Source organism: Streptomyces sp. A18 (assembly GCF_059026065.1).
The window spans coordinates 74,919-97,973 of the sequence record NZ_JBWLKL010000013.1 but is presented as its reverse complement, the minus strand read 5'-3'; the positions used below and the strand labels follow the sequence as shown (position 1 = coordinate 97,973).

The window sequence follows — 23,055 nt, the reverse complement described above, 5'->3', positions numbered from 1 at the left end:
TGCCACCTGCCATCTGGCGCCTGCCACCGGCCATCTCCCCTGCCGCTCAAGGAGGTTCACCCGATGAAGATCACCCGCGTCGAGACGTTCTCCGTACCGCCCCGCTGGCTGCTATGCCGCGTAGAGACCGACGAGGGAGTCGTCGGCTGGGGCGAGCCGGTGGTCGAGGGGCGCGCCGCCACCGTCCGTACGGCCGTCGCGGAGCTGGCCGAACTCCTCATCGGCAAGGATCCGTCGGGCATCGAGGACCACTGGCAGGTGATGACGAAGGGGTCCTTCTACCGGGGCGGACCCGTCCTGTCCAGCGCGGTGGCCGGGCTCGACCAGGCGCTGTGGGACATCGCGGGCAAGCGGCTCGGCGTGCCGGTGCATGTGCTGCACGGCGGTCCGGTCCGCGAGCGGGTACGGGCGTACAGCTGGGTGGGCGGTGATACTCCCGCCCACATCACCGACCAGGTGGTGGCCCAGGTCGAGGCGGGTTTCACCGCGGTCAAGATGAACGCGAGCGGCCGCATGAACCGCCTTGCCACCGTGGCCGACGTGGACGAGATCGTCACCCGCGCCACCGCGGCCCGCGAAGTCCTTGGCCCGGAAAGGGACTTCGCGCTGGACTTCCATGGCCGCTTCCATGCCGCGAACGCCCGCCGTTTGCTGCCTCACCTGGCCCCGCTCGCCCCCATGTTCGTCGAGGAACCGATCCTGCCGGAGTACGACCACCTGCTGCCTGGCCTGGTCGCCTCCTCGCCCGTGCCGATCGCCACCGGTGAGCGCCTGTTCTCGCGGCAGGACGTGCTGCCCGTGCTGCAGGCCGGAGTCGCGGTCCTGCAGCCCGACCTGTCCCACGCGGGCGGCATCTCCGAGGTCCGCCGCATCGCCTCGCTTGCGGAGACCTTCGACACCCTCATCGCCCCGCACTGCCCGCTCGGTCCGGTGTCGCTGGCCGCCAGCCTCCAGATCGCCGTGAGCGTGCCCAACTTCCTCATCCAGGAACAGTCGATCGGCATCCACTACAACACCGGCGCCGACGTCCTTTCGTACCTCGCCGACACCGAGGTCTTCCGCTTCCACCAGGGCCATCTGCTGCGCCCGACCGGACCGGGCCTCGGTATCGAGATCGACGAGAAGGCGGTGCGCGCGGCGGACGACAGCCAGGCGGACTGGCACAACCCGGTGTGGCGGCACGAGGACGGCTCGTTCGCCGAGTGGTGAGCGCTGTGAGATCCGTGGGAGCGCTGCGAGTGGCCGGGGCGTCCGCCGCGCCACGGTCGGCGGGCCGGTAGCTTGGGCGGCGTGGAATCGGTTCAGCACGAGGGTGACCGCCTGCGCGGGTGGGAGGTCGTGTGCCCGCGCCGCCCTTCGCCGTTCGCCGGTGTGGAGGTGGCGGGATTCCGCGACCGTGCGGCGGCCGGACTGGACATGCGTGTCATCCCGCAGCCGACCGTGACGGTCGTGATCGAACTGGGCGGCGGCGCCCTGGACGTCGAACACTCCAGTGGAAGCCGGGCGTTGAGGAGCCTCGCCGCCGGTCTCTCGCCGGGGGAGGCCCGCATCCGGGCGGAGCGTGTGGACTGCGTAGAGGTGCGCATGTCCCCGGTGAGCGCCTATTCGCTGCTGGGCGTCTCGCTCGCCGATCTGGACGGCATCGTGATCGGCCTGGACGATCTGTGGCGCCAGGAGCCACGGCTCCGCGAGCAGTTGACCGTCACAAGGGACTGGGACGACCGCTTCGCGCTCCTGGACGAGTGCCTTGCTCGGCGCCACGCCTCGGCGCGGTCGATGGACCCTGAGGTCGTCGCCAGTTGGGAGCGCATCGTCTCGCGCCGGGGCCAGGTGCGGGTCGGCGATCTGGCGGTGTCGTGCGGGTGGAGCCGCAAGCGGCTGTGGTCGAGGTTCACCGCCCAGGTCGGCCTGACGCCCAAGCGAGCCGCGATGCTCGTACGCTTCGACCGCGCCGTCACCGGCCTGTCGGCGGGCCGGGGCGCAGCCGAAGTCGCCGTGACGTGCGGTTACGTCGACCAGTCCCATCTGCATCGCGACGTACTGGCCTTCGCGGGTTGCACGCCGGGCGCGCTGGGCCCGCCGCCGGACACGGACCGGCCATGATCGGCGGGGAGCAGACCGGCGGGGGCAATGCTGGCGGGGGCAAGAGCGGCGGGGAACATTCGTCCAAGACGTGACGCGCCGCGGCCCGTGAGGGTGGGTCCATGCGCAGCCATGACCCCGCGGGGACAGCCGGCCAGGACGTAGCCGCCCTCGTGCTGATCCACGGGTACACCGCCCCAACGGCCTGGTGGAACCCTTTGATTCTGCTGCTCGCCAAGACGCGCGGTGCTCTCACAGCGGCAGGGCACGCTCGTTCACCACGTGCTTCATGACGAGCGTGGAGCTCAGGCGCTGCACGCCGGGCAGAGTGGCGAGTTTGTCGTCGTAGAGCCGCTGGAAGGCGGGGAGGTCCTTGGTGACGATGCGTACGAGATAGTCGGGATCCCCGAAGAGGCGCTCGGCCTGCAGGATCTCGGGGATTTCGGTGAGCGCTTGCTCGAAGGAGGAGACCGTGTCGCGGTCCTCCTGGCGCATGGTGACGAAGACCAGCGCCTCGAAGCTCAGGCCTACGGCGCGTGCGTCCAGGATGGCGCGGTAGCCGGTGATGGCCCCGCTGCGTTCGAGTTCGCGCAGCCGACGGTGACAGGGGGAGAGGCTCAGCCGCACGCGGGCCGCCAGTTCCGTGACCGTAAGACGGCCGTCGTCCTGGAGCTCGGCAAGAATCTTCCGGTCCACATCGTCCATGAGGGAGATCCTGCCACGACACCCGCCATGGTGGGCAATAGTTAGAAACACCTTTGGGCGTATCAGTACTAATCTCCTTCTCAGAACCGTTTGAGAGGGAGAAGTACGTCGTGGCAGTCAGCTCCATAACCGCCTTCTGGGCCGTCTCGGTCCTGCTCATCCTCGTGCCGGGGGCGGACTGGGCCTATGCGATCAACGCCGGGCTCCGCGACCGGTCCGTGGTGCCGGCCGTCAGTGGCCTGCTGCTCGGATATGTCGCGCTGACCGCGGTGGTCGCCGCGGGGGTGGCGGCGGTCGTGGCGCGGACGCCCACCGTCCTCACCGCCCTGACGGTCCTCGGCGCCCTCTACCTCGTGTGGCTCGGCGCCACGACGCTGGCCCGGCCGTCCGTCGCCGGGACAGGTTCGCAGGACGCGGAGAGCGGCGCGGTGGGGGCCAGGGTCCTCAAGGGGGTCGGGATCAGCGGCCTCAACCCCAAGGCCCTCCTGCTCTTCCTGGCCCTGCTGCCGCAGTTCACCGCCCCGCACGGCAGCTGGCCGCTGGCGGCCCAGATCGGCACGCTCGGCCTGGTCCACACGCTCAGTTGCGCCGCGATCTACCTGTGCGTGGGCGTACTGGCCCGCACCATCCTGCGGGCGCGCCCGACGGCCGCCCGCATGGTCACCCGCGTGTCGGGGGCCGCCATGATCGTGATCGGCGCACTGCTGCTCGCTGAACGCCTCGCGGCCTGAGGCGCGTCACTCGCGCGGGGTCCATGACGCGGGGTCCATGACGCGGAGCCCGTCACGCGGCGTTCGGCTCGCCCTGCCACTCGTGCGCGAGCAGGGACCAGATCTCCATGTCGTGGCGGACCCCCTTGTAGAGGGACTGCTCGCGCAGAGTGCCGTCCAGGTGCATGCCCATCCGCTGGGCGACGGCCCGGCTGCGGGTGTTCCCGGCGCTGTTCCACCACTCGATGCGGTGCATGCCGCGCTCGCCGAACGCGTACGAGATCAAGTGCCGGACCGAGGCGCTGATCAGACCGTGCCCCTCGCCCGCCGGCTCGGCCCATACGCCGATCTCGCAGGTGCCGGCCTTGGCGTCGAACCGCACGAACATCACGCCACCGATCAGGATGCCGTCGCGCCAGATCCCGTAGATCCGTCCGGAGTCGGCGGCCTGCTTGTCCGCGTAGTTCTGGAGGGTGGTGCGGGCGGATTCCAGATCGGTGGAGCGGGAGGCCCACGGGATCCAGGGGTCGGTGTTGGCGCGGGCGCGGTCGATGTGGGCCAGGAACTCGGCGTCCTGCCAGGGCTCCAGCATGCGGAGTTCGGCATTCTCGGTCAGCGGTATCGCGTACATGGCTGGTCCTATGCGGTTGTCCGGCTGGGCGGGCGCGGTGTCGGGCGCTGCGCACCAGGTACGTAACGAACGTTGGGTATGTACTCTAACGGCTATGACGCCGCCGGCCCGTACCGACCATGACGCCCGCCGCACCGAGGTTTCCGAGGCGGTCTGGCGAGTCCTTGCCGCCCACGGGTTCGGCGGTCTCACCTTGCGAGCGGTCGCCGCGGAGATGGGGGCCACCACCGGCCTCCTCACGCACTACTTCCCCAGCAAGCGCGCCCTGCTGAAACACGCCCTCGAGGTGCTCGACAGGCGCTCGGCCGACCGCCGGCGCCCGGCGGCGGAACGGGCTGGGCAGTCGTCCGGCCTGGTGATGCTGCGGGCGACGCTGCTCGACATCCTCCCGCTGGACGCCGAGAGCGCGGCGAGCAACCGGATCTGGGTGGCCTCCTGGGACGTGGCGCTCGCCGACCCGGAGCTGGCCCAGGAACACGCAGAGCGCTACCGCCGTGCGCGCGAGCGGATGGCCGGGCACATCACCGATGCCCAGGAGCTGGGCGAACTGCCGCCCGGCCCACGGGCCGACGACACCGCTGCGGCCTCCCAGAGCTTCGTACTGGGTCTGGTCGTCCAGGCGCTGTTCGCGCCCCGGGAGTTCCCCGCGGAGCGGCAGATCGCGCTGGTCGACACGTACTTGGCACGGATGGCGACGGGGAGGCCGGCCGACGTGGCCGGGTGAGATCGGCATGGGAGCGGGTGGAGTGGGACGGCCGCACCGCCCGTGACGCCTTCCGCGAGTGGTGCCAGGACCCGCTACAGCCAGTCGTGCTCACGCGCATAGCGTGCCGCGTCGTGCCGGGTCCGTGTCTGGGTCTTCTGCATGGCGTTCGAGAGATAGTTGCGTACGGTGCCTTGCGCCAGGCGGAGGCGGGTGGCGATCTCGGCGACCGAGTACCCGTCGCCGGTCACTCGCAGGACGTCGATCTCCCGTTCTGTGAGCGGGCAGTCGTCGACGACTGCGAGCGCGGAGACGTCCGGGTCGATCCACCGCTTGCCCTCGCGCAGCGTGTTGATGACCGACGTGATGTGCGCGGGCTCCGCCGACTTGCTGACGAAGCCCTGGACCCCGAGCTTCAGGGCCTTGCGGAGCACTCCGGGCCTGGCGTGGCGGGTCAACATGAGGATCACCTGGTCCGGCAGCGTACGGCGGATCTCCTCGACCGCGCCGAGGCCGTCCACGCCGGGCATCTCCAGGTCGATGACCAGCACGTCGGGCCGGTGTCGCAGGGTGGCCTCGATGGCGGACGCGCCGTCGTGCGCCTCGGCGAGCACGGTGATCTCGCCTTCGAGGGGCAGCAGCGCCGCCAGCGCCTTACGGAGAAGGGCCTCGTCGTCGGCGAGTACCACGCTGGTCATCGGCTCTCCTCCCGCGCCGCCGTCGCTGTGGAGGGCGGCGTCGTCGAGCCGGACGGGAACGCCGCGGCCGTGACGAAGCGCCCGTCCTTCTGCTCCACCGTCAGCTCGCCTCCGTTGTGGCCCACGCGTTCCTTCAGGGTGGCCAGGCCGCCGAGGGCGGAGAGGGGCCCTTCCCGCGCACCGTCGTTGACGATGGTGATGCCCGAACCCGAGAGAGTGATCCGCACCCGCGTGGCCTGCGCGTGGCGCAGGATGTTGGTCGTCGTCTCGCGCAGGACCTGGCCGAGCAGCCCGTCGATTCGCTCGTCGACGTCACCCTCGCGGTTGACGCGTACGCGGATGCCCGCGGCCTCGAAGAGGTTCTTCGCGTTCTCCAGCTCCACGGACAGGTTGAGCTGCCGCACCGGACTCAGGGACCTCAGCGGCGAACCGGTCCGCTTCACCGTGGTTCCAGGACGTAGCCCCGGCCGACCCGGCCCAGCTGACGGAATGCGCCCACACGCTGCTCGCGACGCTGGACGCGGAGCCCTGATGTGTGGGGGAACAGGGGATCAGGGGGTCGGCCTTCGCGCACGGTGTGCCGCGACGCCGGTGAGGGCGGGCTCGATCTCCGGATGCAGGACCAGCGCGTCGTCGTAGTCGCCGCGGTGCTCGTGGCGGTAGGGGAGTGGCTCGGTGGTCGGCAGCGTCCTGAGCCGGTCGCGCAGTTCGGCCGCGCGGGTGCGGTAGCCGGCCGCGTCCAGACGGTCGGCGCCGTAGACGACGTAGGGCGGGAGTGCGTCCATCCCCGTGTACCAGAAGGTGCCGTGCAGGACCGGGAACAGCACCTCGTCCAATTGCCCGTGGATCCCGCGTGGGCCGAAGCCCGACTCCCGTGCGCCGACCGTGGTGATGACCATGGCGCGCTTGCCGGCCAGGCCGCCGTCCCCGTAGCGCAGGGTCTGGCCGGCGTCGTTCTGGAGTCCGAAGGCGAAGCCCTGGACGAGGACCCGGTCGAACCATCCCTTGAGGATGGCGGGCGGTCCGAACCACCACAGCGGGAACTGGAACACCAGAGCATCGGCCCAGGCGATCTTCTCCTGCTCGGCGGCGATGTCGTCGCTCAGCTTGGCGGCGCTGTAGGCGTGTTCCTGCTCGGCTCCGACGAGGAGTCGGTCGACCGTTTCGCGGTGGAAGTCGCCGGAGTCGACCACGGGTTTCCAGTCCATGGCGTAGAGATCGGACTCGCGGACCTCGTGCCCGAGGTCGCGCAGGGCCTGCATCCCGTCGTCACGCAAGGAGCCGTTGAGGGACTGCGGTTCGGGATGTGCGAATACCCAAAGAATCTTCATGCCATCGATCCTCCGCCGCGCCCCGGCGGTGGACGAGTGGCCAGATGGCCAGGGAGTGCAAGGATCTGGCCAGGGTCTGGCCAGGGGGCGGGTTCTTCCGTTGCGCTTGTCGAGTGGCGTCTCAACCTCAAGGTGAGCGTGAGGTTGAGGGCGAGGGGTTCCTGGGGCTGTCGGCGCGGATTCATCCCGCGGGCTCGCCTGTCACCTGGGCGTCAGGGGCGGGCACCTTCAGCCGGTTCAGCCGGTCGCGCGTGTGCTCTCCCGCACCATCAGCTCGTACCCCGCGGTCAGCCGCGTGTGCGGCGCCATCGCTCCGGCATCGATCCTGCGCAGCAGCGCGTCCACGGCGAGTTCCGCGATGCCCCGCTTGTCCGGGGCGATGGTGGTCAGGCTCGGCACGCTGTAGCGGGACTCCTCGACGTCGTCGAAGCCGGCCACGGCCACGTCGTGCGGGACCCGCAGCCCGTGCTCGTGCGCCACGCGCAGCGCGCCGGAGGCCAGCAGGTCGTTGAAGCAGAAGACCGCGTCCGGCGGGTCGTCCAGTGTCAGGAGTGCGTGCATGGCAGTGGCACCTTCGGTGCGCGTGAACGCCCTTGTGTCCGGGGCGAGTCGGGGGTCGTGCGGGACGCCCGCCGCGTGCAGCGCGGTCAGGTAGCCGTGCATGCGTTGGACCGTCGTGGCGTGTGCGGGGCCCGATGGCTGTCCGATGACGGCTACGCGGCGCCGGCCGAGGGCCAGGAGGTGCTCGGTGGCCTCGCGCGCCGCCGCCGAGTTGTCGATCAGGACGTGGTCGGCGGGGATCTCGTACGACCGCTCGCCCAGGAGCACCAGCGGTACGCGGCGTTCGCGGGCGGCGAGGGCCTGCTCGTCGAGGCGGAGCGGACTGAGCAGGACGCCGTCGATGAGCGGGTCGCTGAGCCCAGAGGCGATGCGGAGTTCCTCGTCCGCGCTGCCCCCGGTGTCCTCTATCAGGACGGTGCAGCCGCGCTTCTTCGCGGCGGCGATCACCTGCGCGGACAGTTCGGCGAAGTAGGGCGCGACCAGCTCGGGAACGGCGAGCGCGATGATGCCGCTGCGTCCGGTGCGCAAGTGGCGTGCGGAGGCGTTGGGTTGGTAGTCGAGGTCCGCGATGGCGCGCAGCACGCGTTCACGTGTCCGGTCGGCGACTCGCGTCTCGCCGCGGACGACGTTCGACACGGTCTTGATCGATACTCCGGCGCGCTCCGCGACGTCCTTGAGGCGGGTGCCTGCCACGGTGGTTCTCCCTCCCCCGACTGCAGCAGCGTACGTCATGGTCCAACGTTGTAACGGGCGGGGAGCGATACGGATCCGGCGGGTACGTGAACAGGTAATGCGTGCCGAGGTGTTGACGCCGTATTGCCAGCTGAGTACAACGTTGTAAACACCGCAGGCGGCCCAAGGGCCGGTTGTTGTCGCGAGAGATTCCAACGTTGTACTGCACGGCACGTATGACTGCCCTGTCTGCCATACCTGTCGTACCTGTCGTACCTGACTTGTTCGCCGTGGAAGGACGCATGCCCATGCGGGACCGCATACCGACCCCGTCGCCGCCCGCCCCGTCCCGCCGCCGCTTGCTCCGCGGCGGGATCGCGCTCGGTGCGACCGGCGCCGCCGCGCTCACCGCCGGAGGCTGCGGCAGCACGCTCGCGCAGGGGTTCACCGGAGGTGCGCCCTCGCCGTCGCGGCTGAACTTCTGGAACCCGTTCACCGGCGGCGACGGCGAGCGGATGCTGGCGATGCAGGACGCCTATCGGGCCTCTCACCGCTCGATCGACCTGAAGTCGGCGACGTTCCTGTGGGGCAACCCGTACTACACGAAACTCACCCTGGCCACGCTCGGCGACCGCCCGCCGCAGGCCGCGGTGATCCACCTGTCGAAGCTGCCCACGCTGGCCGAGGCGGGTCTGCTCAGCGAGCTGCGCACCGAGGATCTGGCCCGGCACGGGCTTACCGAGGACAAGTTCGACGCGCGGCCCTGGCGCAAGTCCCAGTTCGGCGGCAAGCCGCACGCCGTGCCGCTGGATACGCACCCCTTTGTTCTCTACTTCCGCACGGACATCGCCGAGAAGGCCGGACTGCTCGACGGCAAGGGCCAGTTGGTGGATGTCGACGGACCCGACGCGTTCATCGACGCGCTGCGTGCGGCCAAGGAGGTCACCGGTGCCTGGGGCGGTTCGATCGCCTCGGTGAAGGATGCCTCGATGCAGTTCCGCATCTTCTGGTCGCTGTACCGGCAGATCGGCGGTGGGGACCTCGTCGCCGACCAGGGCAAGCGGGTGGTCATCGACACGGCCGCGGCGGCCGAGGCGCTCGCCTACATCCGCCGCCTCAGCGAAGAGAAGGTGATCCCCGCCAACACCGACGGGAAGGGCGCCATCACACTGCTGACCACCGGCAAGGCCGGGTTCCTGATGGACGGGGTCTGGCAGGCCCTCGCGGTCCAGTCGGCGAAGGTGAAGTTCGACATGCGGCCCCTACCGCGCATCTTCAAGGACGCGCCCTACGCCTGCGCCGCCGACTCACACGCCCTGGTGCTGCCGAAGGCCCCCACCGCGAAGGCCCAACGCCTCGACCTCTCCCTGGGGTTCGCCGCGTCGATGCTGCACTCCAGCAAGCTGTGGGCGGAGGGCGGCCATGTGCCGGCATGGCTGCCGACGCAGCGTTCACGCGCCTACAAAGAACTGGTCCCGCAGTCGCACTACGCCGATGCCGCCGACGGAGCCGTCTACGACCCGGTCGCCTGGTACGGCGGCGCGGGAGGCACCATGCAGACCGTGGTGGGCGACGTGGTGAACACCGTGTTCTCCGGCGACACAAGCCCGACCGCGGGCGCCGCCCGCCTGCGCCGCGAGCTGCGGACCCTGGCCTCGCGCCCCGCACCCGTATGACCGGCCCCGCCGACAGCTGTCGCTCAACCCCCCTTGCTCCACCCGCCCTTGGATCCCGTACGCCTTGACCGAAAGGCCGAACCGTGGCCACGACAACCGCTCCCACCCCGACGTCCAGCAGAGGCGACCGCTGGGCAGGGCCGGGGATGCTGCTGCCCTTCGCCCTCTTCTACCTGGTGTTCCTGGTGGGGCCCCTGATCTACACCGTGGTCGCCGGGTTCTTCGAGACGAGCCTGCTCAGGAGCGGCCTCGGTGAATTCGCGGGCCTGACGAACTACAAGGCGGTGCTCGGCGACGCGGAGTTCTGGCGCACGCTGGGCAACACGCTGTGGTTCACGGTCCTGACGACCGTGCCACTGGTGGTGCTCAGCCTGGTCCTTGCCGTGCTCGCCGACCGGTTCGTGCGCGGCCGCTGGTTCTTCCGCTTCGCGTTCTTCGCGCCGTTCGTGTTGCCGTCCGCGGTCGTCTCGCTGCTCTTCATGTTCATCTACGCCGATCAGCTGGGCCTGGCCCAGGAGGTGGTGACGTGGTTCGGCGTCGACACCCCGCCGTCGTGGCTCGGCGACCCGGACTGGGCGATGATCTCCATCGCGGCGGCCACGGTGTGGTGGACCGTCGGCTTCAACTTCGTGCTCTACCTGGCCGGCCTGCAGGACGTGCCCCGCGAGGTGCACGAGGCGGCCGCCATCGACGGGGCCGGGCCCTGGCAGCGCATCCGCCACGTGGTCGTGCCGATGCTGGGACGCACGACGACGCTCGTGACGGTGTTGCAGGTCATCGCCTCCCTCAAGGTCTTCGACCAGATCTACATGATGACCAACGGCGGCCCCGACGGCAGCACCCGCCCCTCACTGCAGCTCATCTACGACACCGGGTTCGTCGAGGGCCGCGTGGGCTACGCCTCCACCGTGTCGCTGCTCCTGTTCGTGGTGATCCTGTTCGTCTCCCTCGTCTGGTTCGCCCTCGTACGTCGTGCCGAGAAGGAGAACTGACCATGACCGCGATCGCCACGCGCCCCGAGACCGAACACCGCGGCAGCACCACCCCGCCGGCCCCTCGGCGCGACTCCGAGCGCCTCTTCAACCGGGTGGCGCTCGGCACGCTCATCGCCCTGGCCGTGCTGTGGCTCGTGCCGCTGGCGTGGGCACTCGCCACGTCGGTGCGGCCCGCGCAGGAGGTCGTGACCAATCCGACCGGATGGTTCACCGCGCACCCGACCCTCTCGGCGTACGGGGAGATCTTCGACGCGGGCAAGCTGCCCTACTGGTACGCCAACAGCTTCATCACCTCGATCCTCACCACGGTCCTCACGGTGGTCATGGCGTCACTCGCCGCCTTCGCCCTGTCGCAGACCCGCTTCCGGATGCGCCGGGTCGCGTTCGTGATGCTGCTCGCCGGGATCATGATCCCGGGGCAGGTCCTGATGATCCCGCAGTTCCTCGCACTCCAGTCGGCGGGGCTGCTGAACACCTACTGGGGTGTCGTGCTGCCCCAAGTCCCCAACGTCGTCGCCGTGTTCGTCTTCAAGCAGTTCTTCGACGGGATCCCGCGTGAGCTGATCGACGCGGCGCGCGCGGACGGTGCGGGGTGGCTGCGCATCTACTGGCAGATCGTGATGCCGATCTCCCGCCCGGCCGTCTCCGCCGTCACGATCTTCGTGTTCGTCGGGGTCTGGAACAACTTCCTGTGGCCCCTGCTCGTGGTGACCGACCCGGAGATGATGACGCTGCCCGTCGGACTCACCTCCGTCCAGGACGTGTTCGGCGTGCCCTACGCCCAGCTCATGGCGTCCGCCGTGCTCGGCGCGATCCCGCTGCTCGCCGTCTTCGCGCTGTTCCAGCGCCGCATCGTCGAGGGCATCGCAGGCACCGGCCTCAAATAGCCCACCCATCGCCCACATCAGCCAGCCGCATCAGCAAGCCGCACCAGAGAGAGGCACCCGAACATGCCGCACACCGCACGGTTCGTCATCGACCCGGAGTTCAGCGTCGGCGACGTCGACCCGCGCCTGTACGGAACCTTCGTCGAGCACATGGGACGCTGCGTCTACACCGGCATCCACGACCCAGAGCACCCCACCGCCGACGCCGACGGCTTCCGCGGTGACGTCGCCGACCTTGTACGCGAACTGGGCACCGGCCTCGTGCGCTACCCCGGTGGCAACTTCGTCTCCGGCTACCACTGGGAGGACGGCGTCGGCCCGGTCGCCGACCGCCCGCGCCGCCTCGACCTGGCATGGCGCTCCATCGAGACCAACCACGTCGGCACCAACGAATTCCTGGGCTGGGCCAAGCAGTTGGGCCTCGACCCGATGATGGCCGTGAACCTCGGCACGCGCGGCATCGACGCCGCCCGCGCCCTGGTCGAGTACTGCAACCACCCGGGCGGTACCGCCTGGTCGGATCTGCGCATCAAGCACGGCGTGCCCGACCCGCACGGCGTGAAGCTGTGGTGCCTGGGCAACGAGATGGACGGGCCGTGGCAGACGGGCCACAAGTCGGCCACCGAGTACGGGCGGCTCGCGGCCGAGGCCGGCAAGGCGATGCGCCAGGTCGACCCGTCCATCGAGCTGGTCGCGTGCGGCAGCTCCAACTCGCGGATGCCCACCTTCGGCACCTGGGAACGGGAGGTCCTGGAGCAGACGTACGACGAGGTCGACTATCTCTCCCTGCACGCCTACTACGAGGAGTTCGACGGCGACCGCGCCAGTTTCCTCGCATCAGGCGCGCACATGGACCAGTACATCCGTGACGTGGTGTCGACCGCCGAGCACGTGCGGGCGGTGCGGGGCTCCAAGAAGCACATCAAGCTCTCCTTCGACGAGTGGAACGTCTGGTACGCCGCCCGCTTCGTCGGCGAGCGCAACCTGGAGACCGCCGAGACGCCCCGCCTCATCGAGGACACGTACAGCGTGACCGACGCGGCCGTGGTCGGCTCGCTGCTCATCACGCTGCTGCGCAACGCCGACCGGGTGGCCATCGCCTGCCTCGCCCAACTGGTCAACGTCATCGCACCCATCCGTACCGAACCGGGCGGAGCCAGCTGGCGTCAGACCATCTTCCACCCCTTCGCGCAAGCGGCCCGGTTCGCGACCGGCCGCGTCCTGCGCACCGATGCCACCGGCCCTCGCATCGACACACCGCAGTACGGGGACGTGTCCACCCTCGACACCGTGGTGACGCACGACGAGGAGAGCGGCGCGCTCACCGTCCTCGCCGTCAACCGAGACCAGGAGCAGCCGCTGCGCCTTGAGGCCGCGCTGCGCGGGGACGTCGCCGGTTACCGCGTCGTGGAACACCTGGTCCTCGCCGACCAGGACCCCGACGCGGTCAACACCGAGGCGGAGCCGGACCGTGTGGTGCCGCGCGAGGCGTCCGGGACGCACGTCACCGCCGAGGGCGCGCTGGCGGCCGAACTGCCGCCGCTGTCCTGGAACGTCATCCGGCTGGCGCCCCAAGCTGCCTGAGAACACCCGTAGTTCGTGCTCCTCCCTTCCCGCCCGCCCACAGCAGAGTCAGGAGAAGCCCATGTCAGCGCACGACCCCGCACGACCACGTCTCCTCCGCCCCACTGTCCTGTTCCCCTTGTTGCTCGCGTTCCTTGCGTCGTTGCTCGTCACGCAGGGCGGCTCGTCCGCGGACGCCGCGACCGGCACCTTGCTGCGCGACGGCACCGGGCTGTACCCGCGGGCCGTCAGACTCGCCCACAGCGGTGACGCCAACGGCCGGGTCCTGGCCTCCGTGGTCACGTTCAACGGGAACGACGGACTCGGCGCGATCCACGAGAGCACGGACGGGGGTGGCTCGTTCCGCGAGGTCGGCACGGTTCGCGACCCCGAGGCCGCGGGCGGGCAGGGGCTGTGCTGCTCGACCCTGTACGAACTCCCGCAGCGCATCGGTGATCTGCCCGCGGGGACACTTCTGTGGGCGGCGTCGATCGGGCAGGACGAGCCGAACCGGCGTATGGCCCTGCGGGTCTTCAAGAGCAATGACGTGGGCCGCAGTTGGAGCTATCTGTCCACGATCGCCACGGCGTCGAACGACAAGGGGCTCTGGGAGCCGGAGTTCTCCGTCGACGCCTCGGGGCAGCTGGTGGCGCACTACTCCGACGAGACCGACGGTGCGCACAGCCAGAAACTCGTGGCCGCCCGCACCGCGAACGGAGTGAACTGGACCGGCCACCACGACACAGTGGCCAGCACGCTCGCCTCGGACCGGCCCGGCATGGCGGTGGTGCGCAAGATGGGCGACGGGACCTACTTCATGTCGTTCGAGATCTGCGCGGCCGCGGGCCAGTTCCAGTGCGTCGTGCATTACCGGACCTCGTCCGACGGCTGGAACTGGGGTGCCACCAGCTACCTGGGCATCCGCCCGGAGACCGCCGACGGCAAGTACTTCAAGCACGCGCCGAACCTGGCGTGGGCGCCCGAGGCGGGAAACCCGAAGGGCAGGCTCTTCCTCGTCGGCCAGGTCATGTACAACCGCGACGGCAGCCGGGCGGCCGGCAGTGGACGCACCGTCTGGGTCAACAGTGCTGGCGGTGCCGGGAGTTGGCGAGAGATCCCCGCCCCGGTGGCCGTCGAGTCGACGACCGTCGACTACTGCCCCAACTACAGCTCAAGCCTCCTGCCGTCGACCGACGGCAACAGTCTCCTGGAGATCGCCACGGACTGGTCCGGCTCGGTCTGCAAGCCGTACTTCGCCACCGGGTCGGTGCCCGCCGGGTGATGCCGGGCGCGGGCATCGGCGTGCGGTACCGGCGAGCGGGGTGCTCGCCGGTACCGCACCTGATCCGTGACGTGGCGGACAATGGACGTATGACCAAGCCCGCGCCCCAGCCGGACGCAGAGCAGTTCCAGACCGTCCGACAGCCCGAGATCGGCTCCTGCCACTGTCGGTGCGGCACCCACCCCGAGTTCCCCGGAACCTGCCGGGGCTACGCCGAGCCAGGCCTCACCGTTGTCGTCGACTCGCCCTCCGCTGGCCCTCAGCACGTGCCGTTGTGCCGCAACTGCCACGACATCCGCATGGGCCTTGCCCCGCAACGCGACTCCGGCCTGGAAGCGGTCACCGACACCTGCACCTGCCACTGCATGGCCAACCACCCCGGCCGGCCCGGCATCTGCGAAGCCGCATCCGACGCCGGGACGGCGATCGACGGCAGCCCGGCGTGCATCGAGTGCGCGAGCGCCAGCCGCGGTTGACCGGCAGGGTGCACAGGCCCGCGCCCCAAGGACCTCAGGTCCATCGCGTCCCGTGCGTTGAGCACGCCGAGGGAGGGAGCACTCCTGCTGAGTGCTCCCTCCCTCCACCATCCAGTTGCCCTCGATCAGGGCGAGCCGACTGAGGGTCGTCAGTGCGACGGGCCCTGCTTCCGGTCGCGCCAGGCCTCACCCTTCGCGCCGCGCTCGCCCTTGCCGTCCTCGAACTCGATCTGCTCCTTGCGCACCGTGCCGGTGACCTCCTGGGTCTCGGTGACCTTCTCGGTCTCCAGGCGGACTCGCTCGACCGGTACGGATTCCTTGCTGACCACTGCCTTTTCGGCGTGCAGCGTCACCTCGGTCTGCTCCTCGCCGATGGTGGCGCGCGTGCGGTCGCCCTCGCGGATGGGCTCGCGTACGACGCGGACCTCCTCGTGCGAGACGGGGACGGAGGTCTTCACATCTTCGGTGACGACCACCTTGCGCAGTCGGGCGTGGCCGACCTCGGTCTCCTCCGTGCCGACGCGCAGCCGCTCCTCCGAGCGGATCATTTCGTCCCTCTTGCCGTCGTCGCCCGCGGCGGAGCGGCTCGCGAACTCACGCGTGCCCGCGTGGCGTCCCTCGCCCGTGCCCATTCCGGCACCGGCTCCGGCCATCCCGGCACCGGCTCCGGCCATCCCGGCTCCAGCTCCGGCCATCCCGGCTCCAGCTCCGGCACCGGCACCGGCACCGGCTCCGGCGTCTCCGGTCATGCCGGCGGCTCCGGCGCGGTCACGAGCTCCCGTCGTCGGGGCGGAGCGGGGCTTGCTGCCGGTGGGTCGGGTCAGCCCGTAGTGGGTGTACAGGTCCTGCTCCTGGCCCGGTTCGAGGTGCTGGTCGGCGTCCACGCGGGGGGCCTCCTTCACGGCCTCCTTCGTGGCCGCCACGTGCAGCTCGTCCTGCTGGCGGCGGGCTCCGGAGAGCGGCACGAAGCTCTGCTTCATGCCGAAGAGACCGGTCTTGACGGTCACCCACTCGGGACGCCCAGTTCGGTCGTCGAGATACACCTGCTCGACGCTGCCGATCTTCTCGCCGGTCCGGTCGTAGGCCGTCAGGCCCGCGAGCCCGTCGGCGCTGGTGAAGGCCTCGCCCTGAGTCATGGGTGATCACTCCCTCGCAGCGCGCGACGGGCAGAATCGAATCTCGCCACGGACGTCGCACGCGTCTCCTCCATCGCGCGCCTGACCGGTGCGCGACGCAACCAGGAGGGTGACTGAGCGTGTGCGGGAAACGTCGCGGGAGCCCTTCGGCGGTCTGATTGCGGCGATCGGACCGATCTGGCCCAGAGCCTCGCGGACTAGCCCAAACGGGTGACCTTCGGGTTGGTCGGGAAGCCGTTCCGGGCCCGGTGGTTGTGGTGCCGACCGGCTAGGGGAGGGCCGCCCGTACCAGGACCTGCTCCGTTTCGGACGGGAAGAAGTTGGTGATCCCCTGCGTGAGGCGCAGCGCCGTGGTCACGCGCTGGGGGAGCGGCGGGGCAGCCCCGCTGGAGTGAGGGCCGCCCCGCCCGGCTGGGTCCGTGCCCGGTCCAGCCCGGTCCAGCCCGGTCCAGTTCGTGCCGGGCACGCTGGACCTCTCCGTTGTGGATGTGGACGAGAGCGGCGGACGCTGCCGGAGCCTGCTCCGAGACGCTGAGGAGCGCGGTGATGCCGGTCGCCGTACCCCGGGGGCAGGCTGCCGGGGTACGGCTGCCGCGGTTCCGCCGAGCCTTCAGACGTATCACCGGTGCGTGCCCCACCCGAACCCCTGTGAGGGAAGCGCACGCGGCGCGCAGGGAAGGGCACACGCGGGCACATGGGCCCGGGTTTCCGCCTGGGGGCGCACAACTGGCCGTCGCCATGGCGGTCTTGGGCTTCATGCCATCCAGTACCCCCACCGACACCCTGGTCGCCGCGCCCGGCCGTCACCGACCGCAGCGTCGGCCTGCGCATGTATGGCACCGATCGCGCCCTGTGGCGGGCGTGCGGGTCACTGTGTGGTGATGGGCGCGCGGGCCATCTCCACCGTGAACTGCGCTCCGGCGAGCAGCGCCAGATTGGAGACCCAGAGCCATACGAGGAAGACCACCACGCCCGCCAGTGAGCCGTAGAGCTTGCCGTAGGTGCCGAACCCCGAGGCGTACAAGGTGAACAGGCCCGAGGACACGAGCCACAGCAGCGCGGCCAGCAGGCCGCCCGGCAGGCTCCGGCGCCAACTGCGCTCCGTGGGCGGCGCGTTGCGGAAGAGCACGAGGACGAGCAGGACCACCAGGCACACCAGAGCAGGCCATTTCACGACATTCCAGGCGGTCTGCCCCGCGTCGCCGACCCCGGCGCGCTCACCGACGGCCTGGGCGAGCGAGCCGCTCAGGACGAGCACGAGCGCACTGGCGGCCAACAGCGCGAGCAGCGCGACGGCGGTCATGAGCACACGGTGCGCCTTGCGCCACACGGGCCGTGTGTCCTTGACGCCGTGCATCTGGTGCAGCGCACGCCGGAACACGGCCGCGTAGCTGGAGGCGGACCACAACGCGCTGACGGCGCCTGCGAACACGACCGTCAGGGCGGCGGATCGAGCACCGGCCATCTCGGTGAGCACCTCGTTCAAGGCGCTGCCCGACTGCGCGGGTGCCCAGTCGGTGACCTCGGCGATGAGTGTCTGGGTCGTGTCGGGACTGACCAGGCTGATCAGGCTGACCGTGACCAGGAGGGCGGGCAGCAGGGCGAGGATCGCGTAGTACGTCAGTGCCGCGGCCCAGTCCGACACGTCGTCGTTCCACATCGCCACCGGGGTGCGGCGCAGCGCGGCGCCCCGCCGCGCCCAGAGGGAAGGGGCCCCGGCAGGCCCGGCGGGAGCGGGAAGCGCGCCCGCCCCTTCCGTGACGCGGGCGGACGCCGTACGTGCGGGCGTCGCGGAACTGTCCATGGGCTACTCCTCGTTGTCTGTCACCGCGGCGCGCCGTGCCGCCCTCCCGCTGCACCCTTGGACGCCGGCCGCGCGGATCCGTTACGCGATGACGGGCGGAACGTAATCCTCCCCTTCCCCGACTCGCCCGCTGTAGCCGCCCCGGGCGGTGGTCCACGGAGAGCGGAGACCTCAGCCCCGGCTGTCGCGGCTCTCCTCGCAACCGCGCCGCCAGTCCTCCTGTGGTGCGGCATCCTCCCGGTATAAGCCGCCATCGTTGCCATTCAGTGACATTGCGGACGGATTCGTGACGAGGCAGGGGGCAACGACCGCAGGGTGTCGCGGGTCGTATGTGGCGTGGAGTCAGGCAAGCTGACCTTTCGCTGACGGGGAGTTGACGATCATGAACGTTCGTATGAACCGCGGGTTGTGTGCGCTGGGGGCCGCGCTGGCCGTGGCGGGTGTGGTCGCGGGTACGAGTCCGGCGGCCGCCGCGGACTCGCCGCGATTCCTGGCTCCGGCCGAACTGCCGCCGCACGCGTCGTCGGCGTGGACCGCGGGCCCGGTGACCGGCGGACAGCCCGACCCGCTGCCGATGTGCGTGGGAGAGGCGCTGCCCTCGACCTCCGTGCACCGCGCCTACCGCACGGACTACGACACCGGCGCCCTCCAGGTGACGGTGGTCGAGCGCAGCGAGCAGCGAGCCAAGGACTTCGCGGTCCTGCTGCGCAAGGACCTGGCCGGCTGCGCGGAGAAGCTGATGCAGCAGGATCCCGAGATCACCGCGACGCAGAAGTACTACGGAAAGCTGAATGTCGAGGAAGGCGCGCACGTCTACGGCTTCCACACCGAGGCCACGTGGGGAGCGTCCGACATCAACATGTTCTCGGTCGGCCGGGACGGCAGGACGGTGACGGTCGTCCAGTGGGGACAGATGGGCGACTTCGCCAACGCGCAGGTGGCCGACTTCAAGTCCACGACCCTCAAGGCCGTCGGCAAGCTGTACTGACGGCGTCAACACGGCTTCTGTGAAGTCTGGTTGGGGGTAGCGGGCGGCGGCTCGTCGCAGCCGCCGCCGGGGGAGTGCCGCTGGGCCCTTCGCCCGGATTCCAACCCCCTACTTCCAGCCAGACTAAGGGTAGGCTAACCTTCACGCCGTGAGATCAGGTGAACGCGCAGGTAGCGCTCTACGTCCGCGCGGTCACGAACTGTCCGCCGCGCACATGACCGTGTCGTACGACGGCGTCGACGTCGTCCATGACGCCGCCATCCAGCTCAAACCCGGCGAAGTGACCGCACTCGTCGGCCCCAACGGGAGCGGCAAGTCGACGCTTCTGCGCACCGTCGCCCGCCTTCAGGGCGCCCGGCTCGGCACGCTGACCCTCGATTCCGGCACGGCCGAGGCCGCCGACGGCTTCGACCTCACCGCCCGCCAGTTCGCCCGCCGCGTCGCACTCCTGACCCAAGGACGCCCCACACCGGGCGGTCTGACCGTCCGTGACGTGGTGGAGTTCGGCCGCTACCCCTACCGGGGCCGCTGGGGCCAGGCCGACGCCGGGGGCGCCGCCGTGGTGGAGCGCGTGCTCACCCTGACCGGAGTCGAGAACCTCGCCGACCGCGCCGTCGACCAGCTCTCCGGCGGCCAGTTGCAGCGGGTGTGGCTCGCCAGCTGTCTCGCCCAGGAGACCGGCGTGCTCCTCCTCGACGAGCCGACCACCTACCTCGACCTGCGCTACCAGATCGAACTCCTCGACCTGATGCGTGACCTCGCGGACGACGGCGGCATCGCCGTCGGCGTCGTCCTGCACGACCTCGACCAGGCGGCAGCCGTCGCCGACCGGATCGCACTCCTCGACGCCGGGCGCATCGTCGCCGACGGCGCCCCCGAGGACGTACTGCAGCCGGAGCGCCTGTCCGAGACGTACGGCATCCGCATCGAGGTCGACACCGACCCCCTCACCGGCCGGCTGCGCACCCGCGCGATAGGCCGCCACCACAGCAGAAGCGAAAGGCTCCACACCTCCTCATGAGACGCCCCCTCCTTGCAGCGGCCGCCGCCACCGCCGTGGTCCTCATCCTGTCCGGCTGCGGCACCTCCGAGCCCGCCGAGACCAGTTCGGACAAGAAGTCCGGACCGATCACCCTCACCGACGCCAATGGCGCCTCGGTGAAGCTCGACGGTCCGGCCAAGAAGGTCGTCGGCACCGAGTGGAACGTCGTCGAGTCCATGGTCACGCTCGGCGTCGAGCCCGTCGGCGTCGCCGACGTCAAGGGCTACAAGGCCTGGGACTCCGCGGTCCCGCTGAAGAACGACCCCAAGGACATCGGCACGCGCGGCGAGCCCAGCATGGACACCCTCGCCGGTCTCACCCCGGACCTCATCGTCACCACGACCGACATGTCGGCCTCCGCGGTGAAGCAGATGAAGAAGGTTGCCCCCGTCCTCCAGGTCAAGGCCGCCGACGCCTCCGACCAGGTGGGCCAGATGTTCGACACCCTCGACGCCATAGCCAAGGCCACCGGCACGACCAGCGAGGCCAAGAAGGTCAAGGAGTCGTACGAGGCGAAGGTCGCCGAAAGCAAGAAGGCGCTGAAGGAGGCCAAGCTCGACGGCTCGAAGATCGCCTTCGGCGACGGCTACGCCGCCTCCAACCAGGTCTCCCTGCGCGGCTACACGAGCAACTCCCTGCTCGGCGCCGTCAACGAGGAGCTCGGCCTCAAGAACGCCTGGAAGGCGAAGGGCGACAAGGACTACGGACTCGCCACCACCGACGTCGAGGGCCTCACGGAGCTTGACGACGACGTGAAGTTCGTCTACATCGGCAACAAGGGCGACGACAGCTCCGACGTGTTCACCGACGAACTCGCCGACAACTCCGTGTGGAAGTCGCTGCCGTTCGTCAAGGACGACGAAGTGCACCGTCTGCCCGACGGCATCTGGATGTTCGGCGGCCCCGGGGCGATGGAGGCGTACATCGACGCCCTCATCGACACCCTGAAGAAGTAGCGCCGTGGCCGTCACCGCAACGCACTCAGCCACGCCCGAGCGCGCGGTCGCCTCCCCCTTGGGCGCGGTCGCGGTGACGGCCGGTCTCGTTCTTCTGGTTGCTGTTCTCGCCGTCGTCGACATCACGCAGGGCACCGCTTCCGTCGGCCCCGCCCAGGTGTGGACGGCTCTCACCGGCCAGGCCGAGCAGGGCGACGCCTCCGTCGTCATCGCCTCACGCCTGCCGCGCATGGTCGCCGGGATACTCGTCGGCGTCGCGCTCGGCGCGGCGGGCGCCGCCCTCCAGGCGGTCAGCCGCAATGTGCTCGCCTCACCGGACACCCTCGCCGTCAACGCCGGTTCGTACCTGGCGATGACCCTCCTGGTCGCCAGCGGTGCGACGGCGCCGCTGCTCGCATCCTCGGGAGTGGCGTTCGTCGGCGGCCTCGCGGCTGCCGCCGTCGTCCTCGCGCTCGCGGGACGAGGCGCCGGCACGGTCCGTCTGGTGCTCGCAGGCAGCGCGCTCGCCCTCGGGCTCAACGCCATCACCGAGGCGCTGCTCCTGCTGTTCCCCGAACAGACCGAGGGCCTCTACCAGTGGGGCCAGGGAAGCATCAGCCAGAACGGTTTCGACGGTGTGGCCGAGATGGCGCCCGTCGTCCTGGCCGCCCTTGCGGGCCTGCTCCTGATCGCCCGCCGCATCGACGCCCTGGCCCTGGGCGACGACGCCGCGCGCGGCCTCGGCATCCCGGTCCGCGGCACCCGCGTCACGGCCGTCGTCCTCGCCTCGCTGCTCTCGGCGGGCGCGGTGACGCTGGCCGGACCGATCGCCTTCGTGGGACTGTGCGCGCCGGCCCTGGTGCGGCCACTCGCCGGCCGCGTCCGTGCCCTGCTGCGACACCGGACCCGCATCCCCGTCGCGGGTCTCGTGGGCGCCGCCCTCGTCCTCGGCTCCGACGTACTCCTGCGCGCCGTGACATCGTCCCAGACCGCGGTCACCGTGCCCACGGGAGTGATCACCAGCGTCGTCGGCGCCCTGTTCCTCGTGGTCATGGCGATGCGCACCCGCGACGGCGGCGGTGCCGCCGCGCCGGACCGGCTGCGCATCCCGAGCCGGACCGCCTACCTCATCACCGTGGTGCTCCTCGTGGGCGCGCTGGTCGGTGTCACGATCACCGCTGTGCTCGTCGGCGACAGCACGTTCCTGCTCGGCGACGTCGTCAACTGGGTCCGTGGCCAGTCGGGTCAGGCCATCACCTTCGTCCTCGACACCCGGGTGCCACGAGTACTCGCCGCGCTCTGTGCCGGTGCCGCGCTCGCGCTTTCCGGGACGCTCGTGCAGTCCGTGACCCGCAATCCGCTCGCGGAACCCGGCGTCCTCGGCGTCTCCGGGGGCGCGGCGCTCGGCGCCATCCTCCTCGTCACATCGGCACCGGGCTCCGGGCCGTGGAGTATCGCGGGCGCGGCGTTCGGCGGCGCGGCGATCAGCGCCGTCGTCGTCTTCGGACTCGCGGCGAAGGGCGGCTTCCAGAACAGCCGGCTCGTCCTGGTGGGCATGGGCGTGTCGACGGGAACGATGGCGCTCATCAGCCTGCTGATCGTGCTCACCGACCGGTTCAGCGCGACCAAGGCGCTGATCTGGCTCTCGGGCTCCACCTACGGACGGACGGGCACCGACATCCTGCCGGTCGCCGCCGTGCTGGTGGCCGCGGCCGTCGTGGCCTTCGCCCGCCGCAAGGAACTCGACCTCGTGTCGCTCGACGAGGACACGCCCCGGCTCCTGGGCCTCGACCTGGCCCGCGGACGCCTCGGGTTCCTCATCGTGAGCGTCCTGCTCAGCGCCACCGCGGTGGCCGCGGCCGGCACGATCGGCTTCGTGGGACTCGTGGCGCCGCACGCGGCACGCGCGCTGGTGGGCCGGCGCCACATCCGGGTCGTCCCCGTGGCGATGCTCCTTGGCGCGACCCTCGTCTGCCTCGCGGACCTCCTTGGCCGGACCGTGATCGCCCCGGCCCAACTGGGCGCGGGACTCATGACGGCGGTCGTCGGAACGCCCTACTTCGTGTACTTGCTGGTGCGCAGCCGCCGCTAGCGGCGGCTGCCGCGTGCTTCGCTACGCCGCCATGGTTCCGCGCTGCCCGAGCAGCGGCAGGACACGGTCCTTGACCGCACGACCAG

At 70.4% G+C, this 23,055-nt stretch carries 23 protein-coding genes; 14 read left to right on the top strand and 9 right to left on the bottom strand.

Annotation, left to right across the window (positions count from 1 at the left end):
• The first annotated feature begins 63 nt into the window (after positions 1-63).
• Both dgoD and AC5P1C_RS21865 read left to right on the top strand, forming a co-directional pair.
• The gene (gene dgoD, locus AC5P1C_RS21870; RefSeq protein WP_493867578.1) at positions 64-1,209 is read left to right on the top strand and encodes a galactonate dehydratase; all 1,146 of its coding nucleotides are present in this window, start codon (positions 64-66) and stop codon (positions 1,207-1,209) included.
• 81 nt (positions 1,210-1,290) lie between these two features.
• Positions 1,291-2,103 (top strand): helix-turn-helix domain-containing protein, encoded by an 813-nt coding sequence (locus AC5P1C_RS21865; RefSeq protein ID WP_493867577.1) that lies wholly within the window; start codon positions 1,291-1,293, stop codon positions 2,101-2,103.
• Between the two features lie 231 nt (positions 2,104-2,334).
• On the opposite strand, the gene AC5P1C_RS21860 is transcribed toward AC5P1C_RS21865, so the two are convergent.
• Entirely contained in the window at positions 2,335-2,787 is a 453-nt protein-coding gene (locus AC5P1C_RS21860; RefSeq protein WP_493867576.1) for an Lrp/AsnC family transcriptional regulator, read from the bottom strand.
• A gap of 110 nt (positions 2,788-2,897) precedes the next feature.
• Between AC5P1C_RS21860 and AC5P1C_RS21855 the strand changes: the two genes are divergently transcribed.
• A complete protein-coding gene (locus AC5P1C_RS21855) occupies positions 2,898-3,518 on the top strand; it encodes a LysE family translocator (protein ID WP_493867575.1) in 621 nt (206 codons plus the stop codon).
• Positions 3,519-3,570: 52 nt separating this feature from the next.
• Here the strand turns inward: AC5P1C_RS21855 and AC5P1C_RS21850 are convergent, their stop codons facing one another.
• Positions 3,571-4,128, bottom strand: a complete 558-nt coding sequence (locus AC5P1C_RS21850; protein ID WP_493867574.1) for a GNAT family N-acetyltransferase — start codon at positions 4,126-4,128, stop codon at positions 3,571-3,573.
• Positions 4,129-4,222: 94 nt separating this feature from the next.
• Here AC5P1C_RS21850 and AC5P1C_RS21845 point away from each other — a divergent pair, with 94 nt between their 5' ends.
• Positions 4,223-4,852, top strand: coding sequence for a TetR/AcrR family transcriptional regulator (locus tag AC5P1C_RS21845; protein WP_493867573.1), 630 nt, complete (start codon positions 4,223-4,225; stop codon positions 4,850-4,852).
• A 74-nt stretch (positions 4,853-4,926) separates the two neighbouring features.
• Here AC5P1C_RS21845 and AC5P1C_RS21840 read toward each other — a convergent pair whose 3' ends face one another.
• The 4 genes from AC5P1C_RS21840 to AC5P1C_RS21825 form a co-directional block, all read right to left on the bottom strand.
• Positions 4,927-5,529, bottom strand: coding sequence for a response regulator transcription factor (locus AC5P1C_RS21840; protein WP_493867572.1), 603 nt, complete (start codon positions 5,527-5,529; stop codon positions 4,927-4,929).
• A complete protein-coding gene (locus AC5P1C_RS21835) occupies positions 5,526-5,972 on the bottom strand; it encodes a sensor histidine kinase (protein WP_493867571.1) in 447 nt (148 codons plus the stop codon). Before AC5P1C_RS21835 ends, AC5P1C_RS21840 begins: the two co-directional genes overlap by 4 nt.
• A gap of 108 nt (positions 5,973-6,080) precedes the next feature.
• Complete coding sequence (locus AC5P1C_RS21830) at positions 6,081-6,860, bottom strand: NAD(P)H-dependent oxidoreductase (protein ID WP_493867570.1); 780 nt, start codon at positions 6,858-6,860, stop codon at positions 6,081-6,083.
• A gap of 237 nt (positions 6,861-7,097) precedes the next feature.
• On the bottom strand, positions 7,098-8,114 hold the full coding sequence (locus AC5P1C_RS21825) for a LacI family DNA-binding transcriptional regulator (RefSeq protein ID WP_493867569.1): 1,017 nt from the start codon (positions 8,112-8,114) through the stop codon (positions 7,098-7,100).
• Between the two features lie 287 nt (positions 8,115-8,401).
• Here AC5P1C_RS21825 and AC5P1C_RS21820 point away from each other — a divergent pair, with 287 nt between their 5' ends.
• The 6 genes from AC5P1C_RS21820 to AC5P1C_RS21795 all read left to right on the top strand — a co-directional run bounded on the left by AC5P1C_RS21820 (position 8,402) and on the right by AC5P1C_RS21795 (position 14,972).
• A complete protein-coding gene (locus AC5P1C_RS21820; protein ID WP_493867568.1) occupies positions 8,402-9,769 on the top strand; it encodes an extracellular solute-binding protein in 1,368 nt (455 codons plus the stop codon).
• 83 nt (positions 9,770-9,852) lie between these two features.
• The gene (locus AC5P1C_RS21815) at positions 9,853-10,761 is read left to right on the top strand and encodes a carbohydrate ABC transporter permease (protein WP_493867567.1); all 909 of its coding nucleotides are present in this window, start codon (positions 9,853-9,855) and stop codon (positions 10,759-10,761) included.
• A gap of 2 nt (positions 10,762-10,763) precedes the next feature.
• Complete coding sequence (locus tag AC5P1C_RS21810) at positions 10,764-11,651, top strand: carbohydrate ABC transporter permease (RefSeq protein ID WP_493867566.1); 888 nt, start codon at positions 10,764-10,766, stop codon at positions 11,649-11,651.
• A 63-nt stretch (positions 11,652-11,714) separates the two neighbouring features.
• The gene (gene arfA, locus AC5P1C_RS21805; protein WP_493867565.1) at positions 11,715-13,235 is read left to right on the top strand and encodes an arabinosylfuranosidase ArfA; all 1,521 of its coding nucleotides are present in this window, start codon (positions 11,715-11,717) and stop codon (positions 13,233-13,235) included.
• A gap of 61 nt (positions 13,236-13,296) precedes the next feature.
• A complete protein-coding gene (locus AC5P1C_RS21800) occupies positions 13,297-14,496 on the top strand; it encodes a sialidase family protein (protein ID WP_493867564.1) in 1,200 nt (399 codons plus the stop codon).
• An 89-nt stretch (positions 14,497-14,585) separates the two neighbouring features.
• The gene (locus AC5P1C_RS21795; RefSeq protein WP_493867563.1) at positions 14,586-14,972 is read left to right on the top strand and encodes a hypothetical protein; all 387 of its coding nucleotides are present in this window, start codon (positions 14,586-14,588) and stop codon (positions 14,970-14,972) included.
• Between the two features lie 149 nt (positions 14,973-15,121).
• On the opposite strand, the gene AC5P1C_RS21790 is transcribed toward AC5P1C_RS21795, so the two are convergent.
• The 3 genes from AC5P1C_RS21790 to AC5P1C_RS21780 form a co-directional block, all read right to left on the bottom strand.
• Positions 15,122-16,108: a DUF2382 domain-containing protein gene (locus tag AC5P1C_RS21790; RefSeq protein ID WP_493867562.1), complete on the bottom strand. Its 987-nt coding sequence runs from the start codon at positions 16,106-16,108 to the stop codon at positions 15,122-15,124.
• 268 nt (positions 16,109-16,376) lie between these two features.
• On the bottom strand, positions 16,377-16,574 hold the full coding sequence (locus tag AC5P1C_RS21785; protein WP_493867561.1) for a hypothetical protein: 198 nt from the start codon (positions 16,572-16,574) through the stop codon (positions 16,377-16,379).
• A 402-nt stretch (positions 16,575-16,976) separates the two neighbouring features.
• The gene (locus AC5P1C_RS21780) at positions 16,977-17,912 is read right to left on the bottom strand and encodes a YihY/virulence factor BrkB family protein (protein ID WP_493867560.1); all 936 of its coding nucleotides are present in this window, start codon (positions 17,910-17,912) and stop codon (positions 16,977-16,979) included.
• 382 nt (positions 17,913-18,294) lie between these two features.
• Here AC5P1C_RS21780 and AC5P1C_RS21775 point away from each other — a divergent pair, with 382 nt between their 5' ends.
• From AC5P1C_RS21775 to AC5P1C_RS21760, 4 genes are all read left to right on the top strand, one after another.
• Entirely contained in the window at positions 18,295-18,900 is a 606-nt protein-coding gene (locus AC5P1C_RS21775) for a hypothetical protein (protein ID WP_493867559.1), read from the top strand.
• A 214-nt stretch (positions 18,901-19,114) separates the two neighbouring features.
• On the top strand, positions 19,115-19,921 hold the full coding sequence (locus AC5P1C_RS21770; RefSeq protein WP_493867676.1) for an ABC transporter ATP-binding protein: 807 nt from the start codon (positions 19,115-19,117) through the stop codon (positions 19,919-19,921).
• Positions 19,918-20,898 (top strand): ABC transporter substrate-binding protein, encoded by a 981-nt coding sequence (locus tag AC5P1C_RS21765; protein ID WP_493867558.1) that lies wholly within the window; start codon positions 19,918-19,920, stop codon positions 20,896-20,898. The genes AC5P1C_RS21770 and AC5P1C_RS21765 overlap by 4 nt, the downstream gene beginning before the upstream one ends.
• 4 nt (positions 20,899-20,902) lie before the next feature.
• Positions 20,903-22,969 (top strand): iron ABC transporter permease, encoded by a 2,067-nt coding sequence (locus tag AC5P1C_RS21760; RefSeq protein WP_493867557.1) that lies wholly within the window; start codon positions 20,903-20,905, stop codon positions 22,967-22,969.
• Positions 22,970-23,055: the final 86 nt, after the last annotated feature.

Excerpts from the sequence above, each read along its gene's own strand:
- dgoD (WP_493867578.1), top strand. The coding sequence starts at position 64 with ATGAAGATCACCCGCGTCGAGACGTTCTCCGTACCGCCCCGCTGGCTG.
- AC5P1C_RS21860 (WP_493867576.1), bottom strand. The coding sequence starts at position 2,787 with ATGGACGATGTGGACCGGAAGATTCTTGCCGAGCTCCAGGACGACGGC.
- AC5P1C_RS21850 (WP_493867574.1), bottom strand. The coding sequence starts at position 4,128 with ATGTACGCGATACCGCTGACCGAGAATGCCGAACTCCGCATGCTGGAG.
- AC5P1C_RS21845 (WP_493867573.1), top strand. The coding sequence starts at position 4,223 with ATGACGCCGCCGGCCCGTACCGACCATGACGCCCGCCGCACCGAGGTT.
- AC5P1C_RS21840 (WP_493867572.1), bottom strand. The coding sequence starts at position 5,529 with ATGACCAGCGTGGTACTCGCCGACGACGAGGCCCTTCTCCGTAAGGCG.
- AC5P1C_RS21830 (WP_493867570.1), bottom strand. The coding sequence starts at position 6,860 with ATGAAGATTCTTTGGGTATTCGCACATCCCGAACCGCAGTCCCTCAAC.
- AC5P1C_RS21820 (WP_493867568.1), top strand. The coding sequence starts at position 8,402 with ATGCGGGACCGCATACCGACCCCGTCGCCGCCCGCCCCGTCCCGCCGC.
- AC5P1C_RS21810 (WP_493867566.1), top strand. The coding sequence starts at position 10,764 with ATGACCGCGATCGCCACGCGCCCCGAGACCGAACACCGCGGCAGCACC.
- arfA (WP_493867565.1), top strand. The coding sequence starts at position 11,715 with ATGCCGCACACCGCACGGTTCGTCATCGACCCGGAGTTCAGCGTCGGC.
- AC5P1C_RS21800 (WP_493867564.1), top strand. The coding sequence starts at position 13,297 with ATGTCAGCGCACGACCCCGCACGACCACGTCTCCTCCGCCCCACTGTC.
- AC5P1C_RS21795 (WP_493867563.1), top strand. The coding sequence starts at position 14,586 with ATGACCAAGCCCGCGCCCCAGCCGGACGCAGAGCAGTTCCAGACCGTC.
- AC5P1C_RS21790 (WP_493867562.1), bottom strand. The coding sequence starts at position 16,108 with ATGACTCAGGGCGAGGCCTTCACCAGCGCCGACGGGCTCGCGGGCCTG.
- AC5P1C_RS21780 (WP_493867560.1), bottom strand. The coding sequence starts at position 17,912 with ATGGACAGTTCCGCGACGCCCGCACGTACGGCGTCCGCCCGCGTCACG.
- AC5P1C_RS21775 (WP_493867559.1), top strand. The coding sequence starts at position 18,295 with ATGAACGTTCGTATGAACCGCGGGTTGTGTGCGCTGGGGGCCGCGCTG.
- AC5P1C_RS21770 (WP_493867676.1), top strand. The coding sequence starts at position 19,115 with ATGACCGTGTCGTACGACGGCGTCGACGTCGTCCATGACGCCGCCATC.
- AC5P1C_RS21765 (WP_493867558.1), top strand. The coding sequence starts at position 19,918 with ATGAGACGCCCCCTCCTTGCAGCGGCCGCCGCCACCGCCGTGGTCCTC.